This is a genomic window from Psychrobacter sp. UBA3962 (assembly GCF_002385225.1).
Taxonomy (GTDB): domain Bacteria; phylum Pseudomonadota; class Gammaproteobacteria; order Pseudomonadales; family Moraxellaceae; genus Psychrobacter.
On the sequence record NZ_DGDC01000010.1, the window covers coordinates 158,033 to 171,672 of the forward strand.

Below are 13,640 nucleotides of genomic sequence, written 5' to 3' on the forward strand. Positions count from 1 at the left end.
AACAATAGCAGCTTTATAGCCACGGATAACATAAAATCTGTGCAATAATGCCAATCGACTTATTGTGTTTCATATAATGTGATAGACAAAGCTTAAGGTGGCTCTTAAACTTCTTTTTGTTGAATCGAAGATAAGAAAGAAAAATAACTTATTTGGAATTTATTTGGAGAAATAAGTGGAAACTATAGCTTTGGTCTGTTTTGTCATAGGTTTTATTATTCTAGTCTTTTATGGCATTCAGCTTATCATTATTGCGTTTAGAGAGTCGACAGCTTGGGGGCTTATATATTTATTTGTGCCTTTTGGTAGTCTTTATTATGTGGTAACGCGCTGGCAGAAATGCAAATCTCCTTTTCTAAAGTCGCTGCTGGCTTTGCCGTTCATCTTCTTTACCTTCTATGTAGTCAGCACTGGAGCAGGTGGCCCAGGCTATGAAATGATTGATACTTTACCTTAGTCTTGATGCCACAAAATATTGATGCCAGCAATGTTAAGCTTGTATGCCCGCAATGGTTCGCCTGTATATAAGGTATAATCGAAAATAACTGAATAAGTTTTGAGTCTGTTTTTGCTAATAGCTACCAAAGGTAAAGACAGTCACCAAGCTTTTCTTCCCTCACTTTTTAAGGCCCACTGATGATTAATACAAAAATATACCGAGCGATTTATAATTTAGCCGAAGAGCTGTTAGAGGCCGATAGTAAAGAGGATCAAGCTCGCTTTGATGAGCTTTATGCTGAGCTAAAAGCTATTTGTGAAGACAATGAAGGCACAGACAAAGACCATCCCGAGCAGTGGGAAACTTTGGCAGATTTTACTGCGGATTTGGATCAAGCCTTAGTAATCTACGACAAAGCTTTGGCTAAAGCTACTGCCATTAATTCAAAAGATCACCTGTCTTCTATCGCCTTTTCAATGGCAGAGCTACAACTTGAGATGGGCGAGAAGGAGGCAGCCATTGAGAGTCTAAAAAATGCCAAAGTTACTGCCAATAAAATCGAAGATAAAGAATTTAAACAAGAAATCGATGCCTTGCTTGAAAAGCTATTGGCTCAGTAAAAAAGTTCTATAGAGCCGTTATGATTTACCGTGTTTAATCATAAATAAAAAATAAATAAGCTACTAAACCCATAATAAGGATGCCACTTTGGACCGCCTAACTCTACCCACAGTCCCTAATATTGATAACCCAGAACTGGCCGCTAAACTGCAGTATTTGTTAGATGATAAAACCAAGCCACCTGGGTCTTTAGGACGCTTAGAGTCTTTGGCGATACAAATTGGCCTTATTCAAGGCAGCACTGCACCAAAGATCGAAAGTCCCCACATTCGGGTTTTTGCGGCTGATCATGGATTGACCAAACATGGTACTTCCGCTTTTCCCAGTGAGGTAACGGCACAAATGGTGCTGAACTTCTTAAATGGTGGAGCGGCCATTAATGTGTTGGCTCGTCAGCACAATATCGAACTAAAGGTGGTCGATGCTGGGGTGGCCACTGACTTTGCAGAGTTTGGGGTGACTAATCATCCGCAGCTGCTAGATTACAAAATACGTATGGGCAGCCGAGATGCACTTACTGAACCGGCCATGAGTAGCGAGGAGTGTGTGCAAGCACTGCAAGCAGGTATGGAGATCGCTAAGCAGCTTGAAGGGAATCTGTTTATCGCAGGCGAAATGGGTATAGGCAATACTTCGGCAGCCAGCTTACTGCTTGCTAAGCTAGAGGATGTGCCCGTTGCCGAGTGTATTGGGCGAGGGACGGGGCTAGATGATGCTGGATTGCAGCATAAAATTAAGGTGCTTACCGAGGTGCTACAGCGTCACGAGCAGGTAACCACACCGCTTGAAATATTGGCTGCAGTGGGCGGGCTAGAGATTGCCATGATGGCCGGCGCTTTCATTCAAGCTGCCAGTGACAGACGTATCTTATTGGTGGATGGGTTTATTGCCAGTAGTGCACTACTGGTGGCTGAACGTTTGGTACCAGGTGTGGTCAAGTTTGCGATATTCGCCCATCACTCAGTAGAGCCTGGGCATAGTAAGATGCTTGCAGCGCTCAATGCCGATCCTTTGTTGGGCTTTAATATGCGTTTGGGCGAGGGCACGGGGGCAGCTCTGGCTTATCCTTTATTGCAGTCTGCCTGCGCCATTATCAATGAGATGGCAAGTTTTAGTGATGCAGGGATTAGCACTCAAAGCGAGTCAAGGTCACAAGAAGATATGGCCCCAGTTATAGACACTAATGATGGGCAATAAAGCAGATGTCTCTTAAGCGGGAATGGCGTCTACTATTAGTCGCCACTCAGTTTCTTACTCGCATTCCGGTCAAGCTTGATGACTATCAGCCGCATTGGCTTCATGAAAGCAGCCGTCATTTTCCTGGGGTAGGGCTATTGGTGGGCGTGCTTTGCGCTGTCGTCTTTTGGGCAATAAGTATGGGCTTTTCGCCTTGGGTTTCTGCTATTGCCAGTACTGCTTTTGGGATAAAGCTTACCGGCGCTTTTCATGAAGACGGGCTAGCCGATACTTGTGATGGACTAGGTGGTGGGCTTACCCGAGAGCGGACGCTAACCATCATGAAAGACTCTCGTATTGGTACATACGGCACGTTAGGTTTGGCCTGTGCTTTACTACTGAAAGTGAGTCTTCTAGCCACGATGCCGATGATGACAGCGATAGTCGCTTTGATCATCGCACACAGTGCTTCGCGGCTACTGTGTACCTCACTTATAGTATTGCTACCTTATAGCGGTGAAATAGAGCATGCTAAGGCTAAGCCCATGGCGCAGCAAATGACTTTAGCCCAGTGGCTGGCAAGTGGACTTTGGCTGTTGTTTGTTGTGGCTATTTTATTTTTATTATTGCCACAAGCAATACAACAAATCACCGCGCAGCAGTGGATACTGGCTTTAATCTTTGCCCTATTGGGGGTAACCCATATGTATCGGCTGCTTAAAAGACGCTTGCAAGGGTATACCGGAGATGGTTTAGGCGCCACGCAGCAAATTACTGAAATTGCCATTTATGCCGGTCTAGCAGCCAACTTTATGGGATAGGCTTTTGTTTTATGGATTTATATATTTGGCGCCATCCTAAGCCTGATGAGATACAAGGGCTGTGCTTTGGCCAAAGTGAAGTGTCGGTCGATAGGCGTAAATTAAAGCGACTGGCGCATCAAATTCAGCGTTTTGTTAGAGTAAATCAGCTGCCTAATCAGATTTGGGTCAGCCCGTTACAGCGCTCTAAGCAGGTAGGAGAATATTTAGTAACTCAAGGCTTTGAGTGCTATGTCGATGACCAGCTTTTAGAGACCCATTTTGGCGTTTGGGAAGGCAAGCCCTGGTCGGAGATTAGCAAAGAGGAAATTGATAGTTGGTGTGACAATTTTGCCGACTTTGCTCCAACTGGTGGTGAGAGTTTAAGACACTTGTTTCAGCGAGTGGCTGCTTGGATTGAGCAGCAAAAACAGCGAGAAGCTCAAGCTACACTGAATACTGGCAATAAACTTGAAGAGAAACAAACAGCTTACGATAACCATAAATCGGTGTTGGTGGTGGGGCATGCTGGCTGGATTAATACCGCAAAACTAATTCATCAAGGTCAATCGGTACCCATGAAGGCGATACAGTGGCCACGCCCCGTGTGTCACGGTCAACTGACCCATTTAAAGTTTTAGTTTTGCTGACGTGATCGCTGATTTTGCGCTTCAATTTGCTCTTCGATAACATGGCCATCGGCATGATTCTCAATATGGTTTTCGATGCGAGTCTTGACCAAAGCAAACCAATACGCAGGCCACTTTTGATTAGGCTTAATATTATTGACCACCAAAGCCACGGCTATTAAAGCCAGTGAGCCTGCCAGCACCGGTACCAATAAAAAGTCCCAGTCATAAGTTATTTCATTGGCAGTTAAGAGCACCACCAGTGTCGTAGCCCCAGCAGGGGGATGGATGCACTTGTATAAATGCATCAAAAAAATAGAGATGCCCACTGCTAAAGCTGTGGTAAACGCCGAAACCCCCACATATTTTAGAATCACCAGTCCAACAAACGCTGAGATAAGGTGACCAAATATCACGTTACGAGGTTTGGCCAAAGGTGAGTGTGAAACGGCAAAAAGTAGAACACAAGTCGCCCCAAAGGGTGCCATAATAAATTTGTTACCGGTAAGCTGGCTTAACTCTAATAGAATAAATATCCCTAAAGTTCCGCCTATTAAAGAGCGTAATAAATCTATAAAGTTTGCATTTTCAGGAAGCTTTTCTGCCCTATCAAATAAAAAATGCATTAATCAAATCCCCAGATTGCTAAATACTTTTTTATGACCTATGGTCTAACCTTAGAATTACTCAGTTAAATAACTTTTTGATGAGTATTATTAATTGGATTAGCCGATACTAGCATAGGTACTGCACCTGAAATAGCGAATGTAATATGAAGTAATGCCTATTAAAAATTCTAAATTAGAATATTGGACTTGATTGGTACCCCCAAAAAATGAAGCTATAAATAGGCGGCTTTTTTTTGGTATCATCACTCCCTTTAATTACTTACTACCGCCAAAAAATAATAAAAGGTTTTTATTAAGGAGTTTTATGGAGATCTACGCAACAGCGCTCACTTTATTTTTAATTATGGATCCTTTGGGTAATATCCCTATTTTTTTATCTGTCTTAAATAAGGTGCCTGAAGAGAGACGTAAGTTTATTATCATCAGAGAGTTGCTGATTGCGCTGTTGTTAATGGTGCTGTTCTTATTCGCTGGTGGCAGTATTTTGCATACCTTAGGCCTGAGCACCGAAGCTGTGGCTATTGGCGGCGGCTTGGTTATGATGATTATTGCCATTCGTATGATCTTTCCGACCCGAGGTGGGGTGATGAGCGATGAGGAGGATGAAGATGGGGAGCCTTTTATTGTCCCCTTGGCAGTGCCGTTAATTGCCGGACCTTCAATTCTAGCCACTTTAATTTTATTAACTGAAAAGAATCCTGAAAGCCTGCCAAAGGCGTTGATGGCCTTGCTTTTGGCTTGGTTTATTTCAGCAGTTATTCTATTTTTCTCAACCAAATTATATAAGCTGTTAGGACATAGAGGTCTAAAAGCTATTGAGCGTTTAATGGGGATGATTCTAATCTCAATTTCTGTGCAAATGCTATTAAATGGCTTTTCTTCGTTCATGGGATAGCTCAGACCTTTATTAAAAATCTGGCCCTCTTACTAGTTGTTAATGCTCATTCTTAGCGTTAATTTACTGTGAGGATTGTCTCTATTTCTGTTAATAAATTGCTTTAATAAATAACTATTTATCTGCTCAATCAGCTGTTGAGCAGATAAATTTTGTAATGATATAGCCAAACGGCATAAACTTATGCAATAATAGTATACAAAATTATATAATATGTTTATGTGTAGGCTAGGTTTGTTGTATATAATAAGTATCCATAATATAAATCTAGGATGTTGTAACCATGTCAACCGATACCTTAAATGTAGAAAGTATTGATGTAGAAGCCTTAAAAGCTTCTGCTTCTAAAGCCTCAGCCTTACTTAAGTCGCTTTCCCATTCTGATCGCCTATTATTGCTCTGCCAAATAGTGGGCTCTGGTGAGGCCTGTGTGCGTGATTTAGAACAATCAACGGGTATCAAGCAGCCCAGTTTGTCACAGCAGCTTGGTGTACTTCGTGAAAATGGGCTAGTGAATACTAGACGAGAAGGCAGACAAATTTTTTATAGTATTGCTAGTGAAGATGCACTGGCCGTTATGCAAGTCTTGTATCAGCGTTTTTGTGCTACTGACGAATAGGATATTTGCAGTGCCTCTGCATACCGATCCATTAAAAGTTTGCGCATGACTGATACTGAAACAATATATATTTAAATACAATATTAGGAGCGCGTATGTACGCTTGGATTGATATGGCAAGCTTTACCCCTTGGAGTGCCTTAATTGGGGGACTTATCATTGGGTTAGCCGCCTCAGTTTTGATAGTGGGCAGTGGCCATATAATGGGTATGAGCGGAATACTAAAAAGCTCTATTTCTCAATTACCAAAATTTAGTTGGCAGTTGGTGTTTATTCTAGGAATGGTAGTAGCGACTTGGGGCTATGGGTTAATTTACGGCTTCCCACAGCTAGAGATGGGGCAACCTATCTGGAAAATTATTGTAGCAGGATTATTAGTAGGGTTTGGCACTCGATTAGGGTCTGGCTGTACCAGTGGGCATGGAATTTGCGGTATTTCGCGACTCTCTGCACGCTCAATTACCGCAACGATTTTATTTTTATCGAGCGGTATTGCCACAGCGACTCTATTTGCCATGCTTCAGGGCTAAACCTAAGCATCGTTATGAAATCATTTGCTTTAAAATTTATATAATGAGCCACTTATGACTACTAATAATCGATTAACCCTAATCTTTAGCTTCCTATCCGGCATTATCTTTGCTATTGGACTAATTGTTTCACAAATGGTGAACCCAGAAAAAGTACTCGGCTTCTTACGTTTATTTCATGGCTGGGATCCCTCACTGGGTTTAGTAATGGGCGGCGGGATTGCGGTTGCCATGCCAACCTTTTTTTACGTTAAGTCACGCATGAGCAAAGGCGGAAAGGCCTTAGATAACGGCAACTTTGAGTTACCTACGGCCACCAAAATCACGCCACAACTGGCGATTGGCAGTTTAATATTTGGGATAGGTTGGGGCATGTTAGGATTTTGCCCAGCCCCTGCATTGGTCACCGCTTTAGCCGGCTATACTGAGTCCATGTTGTTTGTGGTGGCGATGTTAGCAGGATTTTGGCTACACGCTAAGTTAATTAAAAACTAATGAAACCCTAAAGCTAACCGGTTTAAGTTTTGAGCTAGTAATATTTTGAGCTAGTAGTAATTGGGGCCAATAGCGAAAAATTTGATATTTGGCTACTGGCCCCCTATAATCTGTTTACTTTTGACCCAAAACCATCGCGGTTTTAAGCGGTTAAAACAATCATTATTATCCAATCACTTGCTTTGTTGTAGATCAACCTGCATATAAGCCATAACCTACGGAGGATTCAGCATGTCATTGTGTGAAAAAGACTGTGTTCAAGATAATGCAAAGCAATGCGATGTTTGTTATGACTTCGCTCAGGTTAGACTAAGCTTGATTTAAGTCAGCTTTAAAAGTCATCTCTAATACTTCCTGTTTTTGTATCTTTGACACTCATTGACCTTAGGTTAATGGGCTTTTATGCGTCTGTCATTTAACACAGTCTTTACTCTCATTTCTCTATTTGCTTTAGGCAAACCAATATAAATAAGCTTGTGTTGTCGCCATTTATTCCAGTTGAATAAATACAGGATTTAGGGTCGGGCATAAGCTCAGTAAAATGAATAAAATTTAAGGTAAAACAAAATGGGCATACAGCTAATTTTGAATGAAAACAGTAAAAAAGGGGTGCCAGTTAAGGTTTATACCAAAGACATCGCCCAAGATGCCATCAAGCAATTACGCAATATGGCACAGCTTGAATTTGTCCACTCGCACATTGCGGTGATGCCAGATGTGCATGTAGGTAAGGGAGCAACAGTAGGCAGCGTCATTCCAACCAAATCAGCGATTATTCCCGCAGCGGTTGGGGTAGATATTGGCTGTGGTATGAATGCGGTGCGTACCTCGTTAACCGCCAGTGATTTGCCAGACAGTCTAAGAGCGGTGCGCTCAGCGATAGAAAAGCAAGTGCCAGTTGGTTTTAATATGCACAATCAAATCACCGCCAAAGCCTCAACCCTTGATCCGCTTGGCAAGAGATTAAAGCCAATCACTGATAAGTATCCTGGGCTATTGAAGATGTTAAAAGGCTTTGAGCGTACTTGGGCAAAACAGCTGGGCACATTAGGCGGCGGCAACCACTTTATTGAGATTTGTCTCGATGAAAATAACGATGTGTGGGTAATGCTACATTCAGGAAGTCGTGGCATTGGCAACTGCATCGGTCGCTACTTTATTAATTTGGCCAAAAAAGAACATCAATCTCGCTTTGGTCATGTGCCTGATAAAGACCTGTCCTACTTTGCCGAGGGCTCAAATAGCTTTGATGACTATGTGGAGGCGGTGCAATGGGCGCAAGATTATGCGGTGCAAAACCGTAAAGAGATGATGCGCTTGGTATTGGAGGCGATGCAATCGAAGCAGGCAGGCTTACCGCATTTCACGCTGACCAAAGAAGCCATCAACTGTCATCACAACTATGTGGAAGAAGAGACGCACTTTGGCGAGAGTGTCTATGTCACTCGGAAAGGCGCGATTAGTGCTTATGAAGGCGAGCTGGGTATTATTCCAGGCTCAATGGGTGCTAAGTCTTTTATCGTCCGAGGTCTGGGCAATGAAGAATCATTTTGCTCGTGCTCGCATGGGGCAGGGCGCAAAATGAGCCGAACCAAAGCAGCTAAAACCTTTACAGTTGATGAGTTAAAAGCACAGACCGCAGGTGTTGAGTGCAAAAAAGACAAAAGTGTCCTCGATGAAATACCGGGTGCCTACAAAGACATTGATGAAGTCATGGACAACCAAAAAAGCTTGGTGGAAGTGGTGCATACCCTGAAGCAGGTGCTTTGTGTGAAAGGCTAGATATCCTAAGTGCTAAAGCCTAGATAGCTAGGGGTAAGTTTTTAAACCAAGGAGAACAGATATGCTAGTAAATAATAAACAGCCCTTAGTGGCAAATAATAAAATCTATAAAACAACACTATGTTTAGGACAAATTTATGAGCTTAAAACAAACTCTAAAACTGGCGAAACAGTTAGAAAATCAGAGTAATAAACAGGTAGGTAGTAATAAAGACGCTGCCAATTTAAGCGCTTTAAAAAATGCAACCAAGACTCGTAATCATCTGGCTTTTAACCCCCTGCTTAAAAAGGGTGGGGTGCATCAAAAAGATGATGTTGAAGCGGTGCGTAAGAGAAAGCGCCGTGAGACTAAGCAAAGTCTGCGTCAGAAAGACTGGTTATCAGAGCTATAAAAGGTTTGATTTACAGCTTAGTGAATAAACTTTTAACTAGAAATTTTAGATATTAGTTTAAGGGTAAACCTAGTAGAATAGGCGAGTATTTAAGACCTATACTTATTTAATTTAAGTAAAGGTTTACCCATTCTAAGGAGGGCCTATGCCAAGCGTTAATCAGTATTTTGATAATAAAGTGACTTCAATTGCCTTTCAAACGGCCACCAAACCTGCGACTGTGGGTGTCATGGAAATCGGTGAGTATGAGTTTGGCACCAGTGAATTTGAAACCATGACTGTGGTGAGCGGTTCATTAACCGTCAAACTTCCAGGCTCTGATGAGTTTGTGACTTATGAGGCCGGTCACAGCTTTACCATTGAAGCCAATCAAAAGTTCCAAGTGAAAGTTGCGGTCGAGACGGCTTATCTTTGCACTTATGGTAAATAGCACTTGTCGAAAATAGCACAGCTGTCAAATGCTTTAATAGCAGATACTCAGTTGAAGCTAATTGGCGATAGCTTGTAAAAAGGCAACAAACTTCGGTTTGCTGCCTTTTTTATTATTGTTATTAATGATACATTTTGTATTGAAATAAGTTTTGAAATCGGTTATTAATAGAAGGGTTAAAAGGAAATTAACGGTATATAGCCCTCAAAATAGATACTCCTCCTAAATAGGGTAAGGGGGCAAGGGTCAGGACTTTTTTGCGGAGCCCACATGCTCCCCCTTCATCAATAACTTAGCTAAAGGAATAGCGATTATGTCAGTGACTACAGTAAAGTCTAGTGCTTCTCAAAACTATGCTGATTTTTATCAAGCATTCACTCCACACGCTCTTATTAAAGAAATCTTTAATGACCATCCGCAAGATCAATTTAACGCCTATTTAGCTTGTTGTGGTAGACATGTTCGTAACGGCTTAGGTAATAAGGTGGCTTTGGTTCATGAAGATACCGAGCAAAAAATCACCCAGCTTACTTTCAACGAGCTAGATAAAAAGAGTGCTCAAGTGGCCCATATGTTACAAAGCTATGGGGTAAAAAAAGGCGATAGGGTGGCTACTATGCTGCCCCGTACGCCAGAGCTGCTTATTATTGTTTTTGCAACTTGGCGTATTGGTGCGATTTATCAGCCGCTATTTACCGCTTTTGGGGTAGAGTCCATCGAGTACAGACTGGAGAAGGCCGATACTAAGGTGGTGTTTACCAATCTTGAGAACCGAGCGAAGTTTGAGGGTATTGCTAACTTACCAAAAATGGTGTTGTTCACCAAAGAAGGTGAGGCGACCGATGCCTATCCAGATGCTAATTTTAAGGATATTGAGACTTTTGATACTGACTTTGAGGCGGTGATATTAGATACCGACGCGCCATTTTTACAGATGTTTACTTCAGGCACCGTGGGCAAGTCAAAAGGGGTGAGTGTGCCTCTTGCTGCCTTACCAACGTTTTATTTATATATGCGCTATGCCATTGACTTACAACAAACAGATAACTACTGGAATATGGCGGATCCAGGCTGGGCGTATGGCTTATATTATGCCATTACCGGTCCTTTATTAATGGGAGTAACCACTCACTTTAATGAAATGGGCTTTGATGCTCAGAACACCCTTGATTTTCTAGTGCGTCATAAAATTACCAATATTGCCTCATCGCCAACTGCTTTTAGAATGATGAAGTCTAGTGGCGTGTTTGAAAATGTCGCAGATAAATTATCCTTACGTGTTGCTAACTCAGCTGGCGAGACCTTGAATACCGAAGTGGTCAACTGGGTCGAAGAGAACCTGGGCTGTACAGTGTTTGACCAATATGGGCAGACAGAGACGGGCATGACCTGCTGTATGCACCATGCATTGACTCATGAAGCCCCTATAGGCAGCATGGGTGTGCCTATGCCAGGACATAAACTGGTGGTGCTTGATGATAACTTACAACCGGTTGCGGACGGTACGCAAGGTCAATTGGCAGTAGTGGTCAGCGAGTCGCCAGCCTTTTACTTTAGGGGCTATAGCTGGGATGAAAAACAAGCTTTCTCAGGCGATTACTATTTGACTGGTGATGTGGTCGAGCGGCATGAAGATGGCACCTTCTGGTTTGCTGGGCGTGATGACGACATTATCATTACCGCAGGCTATCGCATTGGGCCTACCGATGTAGAGAACTGTATGATGGAACATGAGGCAGTTGCTGAGTCGGCAGCGGTGGGTGTGCCAGATGAGATGCGTGGTCATGTCATTAAGTCATTTGTGGTCCTAAAACAAGGTATTATGGGTACCGAGGAGCTGGTTAGCGAGATTAAGGCTTTGGTGCAAAAGCGCCTTTCGGCCCATGCTTACCCACGTTTTGTTGAATTTGTCGAGGCCTTACCAAAGACGCCTAGTGGTAAAATCCAGCGTTTTTTATTGCGTCAATAAGATATAGTATAGGAGGGCTTGACCAAAGAGGTATCCCTTGATTACTTTTTTGATGGGTCATTTTTTAGTTAAATAAAAATATTAGAAGGATTTTATATGAAAACTGAATCACAAACTTTTATCGTAACCGGAGGCGCTTCAGGCCTTGGTGAAGCCACCACTAGAGAATTGGTCTCACGCGGAGCTAATGTGGTCATCGCTGATCTAAATGAAGAGGCGGGTGCGGCATTGGCTAAGGAATTAGGGGAGTCTGTACGCTTTGTCCGCTGCGATGTCACCAGTGGTGAGCAGGTTCAAACTGCGGTTGAAACTGCAGAAAAAGAGTTTGGTGGTTTGGCTGGTAGCGTCAACTGTGCAGGGATTGCTATTGTACAAAAGCTATTGGACCGAGATAATAATCCAGCAGACCTAGATCAATTTAATAAAGGGGTTCAGATCAACCTAACAGGCAGCTTTAATGTGGCTCGCCTTGTGGCCTCAAGCATTGCTAAGCGAGTAGCCGCCGAGGGTGGACCTAATAACGAGGACCAAGGTATTATTATCAATACAGCATCTATCGCGGCGTTTGATGGTCAAGTAGGACAAGCCAGCTATTCTTCGTCTAAGTCAGGCGTAGTAGGCATGATGCTACCTTTAGCGCGTGAATTGACCCGTCATGGTATCCGAGTGATGACCATTGCTCCTGGTATTTTTGCCACACCTATGATGGCAGGCTTACCTGAAAAAGCACAAGAGCAATTGAAAGCCAGTGTGCCTTATCCTAAGCGTTTAGGTGATCCGACGGAGTTTGCAAAATTAGTAGTCCATATCATTGAAAACGCTTATCTAAATGCTGATGTCATTCGTTTGGATGGCGCAATTAGAATGACCTAATTTGGCAGTAATTGAAGATTGATAGCATTGATAACAAGAAGGCTGTGCCTATAAATAGGGTGCAGCCTTTTTTATTGTTGGCTAAGGCATATCAGGAGCCAAGTTACAGGCAGTAACTATTTTGCTAAACGGGCGCACTGTGTTAATTATTGCCCCTCTTTAAAATAAAAGACACTTATCCATTTATTGCCATTCCCCTTTGACTTTATCTAGAGGCTTTTATGAGTACGTCAAAATCTACCCCAAAGTCTACAACTTCAAAAAATACTGCTTTGGAGGCACAAGCTGAACACGATATTCGTCATAACTATGAGGCTTTAGCAAAAAAAGCTAAGTTACGATATGTTAGTGATGAGGAGCCAGGATATACCCGAGTACGGTGGGGCAAAGGTTTTAGTTACCGAGATGGGCAGGGGAATACCGTTAGAAGTAAACAACTGCGCGAGCGTTTTGATTCGCTAGCCATCCCCCCTATGTGGTCTGAGGTTTGGATTTGTCATTATGATAATGGGCATTTGCAATGTACCGGAAGGGATGAAAAAGGCCGTAAGCAATACTTATATCATGAGCTGTGGAATAAGGTCCGTGACGAAGCTAAGTTTGAGGCAATGATTGGCTTCGGAGATAAGCTTCCAGTACTAAGAGCACAAGTAGAACAGGATTTGCAGTCAGAGACGCTTAGTCGAGAGAACGTATTAGCAGCCGTGGTAAAGCTGTTAGAAACCACGCTAATTCGTATTGGCAACGACCGATATGCTAAGCAGAATAAAAGCTATGGTTTGAGCACCTTAAGAAGTAAGCATGTGACAGAAACCGAGGACGGCTTAGCTTTTGATTTTGTGGGTAAAAGCGCTAAAGATCATCATATTGAGCTTGAAGATGAGCGTTTGATACAGATAGTAAATACCTGTTCTGACTTACCAGGCTATCGTATTTTTAAATACCTAGATGAACAGGGTAAGAAACAGGTGGTGGAAAGCGACGATATCAATGAGTATCTACGTGAGCACACTGGAGAGGAATATAGTGCCAAAGATTTTCGAACCTGGATGGCCTCGGTGTTAGCCGCTGAGTACCTGTATCAGCATGCTAACTCAGCAGTTTTAGACAGCGAGCCGAATAGTAAAGAACGTCAGCAGCTGGTGGTGGATATGGTAAAACAAGTGGCTGATAGCCTGGGTAATACCCCCAGTGTTTGCCGTGCCTCTTATATCCATCCCAAAGTTATCAATAGATTTTTAGAAAAAACCTTTATTGAAAGCTATAAAAAGGGCTATCGGGGACGCACCCGGAAGTTTCAACAGCTTAATGAGAAAGCATTGTTGGCATTTTTAACCTCAAGCGAGTAATCTATCGCTAAG

The 13,640-nt window shown here is 42.7% G+C and carries 15 protein-coding genes and 1 pseudogene; 15 read left to right on the forward strand and 1 reads right to left on the reverse strand.

Annotated elements, in window-relative coordinates; translation table 11 throughout:
- The first annotated feature begins 175 nt into the window (after positions 1 to 175).
- The 5 genes from B3S92_RS02820 to B3S92_RS02840 all read left to right on the forward strand — a co-directional run bounded on the left by B3S92_RS02820 (position 176) and on the right by B3S92_RS02840 (position 3,677).
- Positions 176 to 457, forward strand: coding sequence for a hypothetical protein (locus B3S92_RS02820; protein ID WP_296202512.1), 282 nt, complete (start codon positions 176 to 178; stop codon positions 455 to 457).
- Between the two features lie 179 nt (positions 458 to 636).
- Complete coding sequence (locus B3S92_RS02825) at positions 637 to 1,059, forward strand: tetratricopeptide repeat protein (protein ID WP_296202514.1); 423 nt, start codon at positions 637 to 639, stop codon at positions 1,057 to 1,059.
- An 88-nt stretch (positions 1,060 to 1,147) separates the two neighbouring features.
- Positions 1,148 to 2,257 carry a nicotinate-nucleotide--dimethylbenzimidazole phosphoribosyltransferase gene (cobT, locus tag B3S92_RS02830; RefSeq protein WP_296202516.1) on the forward strand — a complete coding sequence of 370 codons (1,110 nt, stop codon included), beginning with the start codon at positions 1,148 to 1,150 and terminating at the stop codon, positions 2,255 to 2,257.
- 5 nt (positions 2,258 to 2,262) lie between these two features.
- Entirely contained in the window at positions 2,263 to 3,057 is a 795-nt protein-coding gene (gene cobS, locus B3S92_RS02835; RefSeq protein WP_296202519.1) for an adenosylcobinamide-GDP ribazoletransferase, read from the forward strand.
- Between the two features lie 11 nt (positions 3,058 to 3,068).
- Positions 3,069 to 3,677 (forward strand): histidine phosphatase family protein, encoded by a 609-nt coding sequence (locus B3S92_RS02840; RefSeq protein WP_296202521.1) that lies wholly within the window; start codon positions 3,069 to 3,071, stop codon positions 3,675 to 3,677.
- An 86-nt stretch (positions 3,678 to 3,763) separates the two neighbouring features.
- Here B3S92_RS02840 and B3S92_RS02845 read toward each other — a convergent pair.
- Positions 3,764 to 4,291 (reverse strand): annotated as a pseudogene (locus B3S92_RS02845) (HPP family protein); the annotation flags it as partial.
- Positions 4,292 to 4,598: 307 nt separating this feature from the next.
- On the opposite strand from B3S92_RS02845, the gene B3S92_RS02850 reads away from it, so the two are divergent.
- From B3S92_RS02850 to B3S92_RS02895, 10 genes are all read left to right on the forward strand, one after another.
- A complete protein-coding gene (locus tag B3S92_RS02850) occupies positions 4,599 to 5,189 on the forward strand; it encodes a YhgN family NAAT transporter (protein WP_077451593.1) in 591 nt (196 codons plus the stop codon).
- A gap of 283 nt (positions 5,190 to 5,472) precedes the next feature.
- Positions 5,473 to 5,808: an ArsR/SmtB family transcription factor gene (locus B3S92_RS02855; protein ID WP_077451594.1), complete on the forward strand. Its 336-nt coding sequence runs from the start codon at positions 5,473 to 5,475 to the stop codon at positions 5,806 to 5,808.
- Between the two features lie 95 nt (positions 5,809 to 5,903).
- A complete protein-coding gene (locus B3S92_RS02860) occupies positions 5,904 to 6,338 on the forward strand; it encodes a YeeE/YedE family protein (protein WP_296202526.1) in 435 nt (144 codons plus the stop codon).
- 54 nt (positions 6,339 to 6,392) lie between these two features.
- Positions 6,393 to 6,833, forward strand: a complete 441-nt coding sequence (locus tag B3S92_RS02865; protein ID WP_296202529.1) for a DUF6691 family protein — start codon at positions 6,393 to 6,395, stop codon at positions 6,831 to 6,833.
- A 567-nt stretch (positions 6,834 to 7,400) separates the two neighbouring features.
- Entirely contained in the window at positions 7,401 to 8,615 is a 1,215-nt protein-coding gene (locus B3S92_RS02870; RefSeq protein WP_296202530.1) for an RtcB family protein, read from the forward strand.
- Between the two features lie 137 nt (positions 8,616 to 8,752).
- Positions 8,753 to 9,007, forward strand: a complete 255-nt coding sequence (locus tag B3S92_RS02875) for a hypothetical protein (protein WP_296202531.1) — start codon at positions 8,753 to 8,755, stop codon at positions 9,005 to 9,007.
- 145 nt (positions 9,008 to 9,152) lie between these two features.
- Positions 9,153 to 9,437: a pyrimidine/purine nucleoside phosphorylase gene (locus B3S92_RS02880; RefSeq protein ID WP_296202533.1), complete on the forward strand. Its 285-nt coding sequence runs from the start codon at positions 9,153 to 9,155 to the stop codon at positions 9,435 to 9,437.
- 313 nt (positions 9,438 to 9,750) lie between these two features.
- The gene (locus tag B3S92_RS02885; RefSeq protein ID WP_296202535.1) at positions 9,751 to 11,406 is read left to right on the forward strand and encodes an AMP-binding protein; all 1,656 of its coding nucleotides are present in this window, start codon (positions 9,751 to 9,753) and stop codon (positions 11,404 to 11,406) included.
- A 96-nt stretch (positions 11,407 to 11,502) separates the two neighbouring features.
- Positions 11,503 to 12,279, forward strand: a complete 777-nt coding sequence (locus B3S92_RS02890; RefSeq protein ID WP_296202537.1) for an SDR family NAD(P)-dependent oxidoreductase — start codon at positions 11,503 to 11,505, stop codon at positions 12,277 to 12,279.
- Positions 12,280 to 12,500: 221 nt separating this feature from the next.
- Positions 12,501 to 13,628: a DNA topoisomerase IB gene (locus B3S92_RS02895; protein WP_296202539.1), complete on the forward strand. Its 1,128-nt coding sequence runs from the start codon at positions 12,501 to 12,503 to the stop codon at positions 13,626 to 13,628.
- The last annotated feature ends 12 nt before the right edge of the window (positions 13,629 to 13,640 follow it).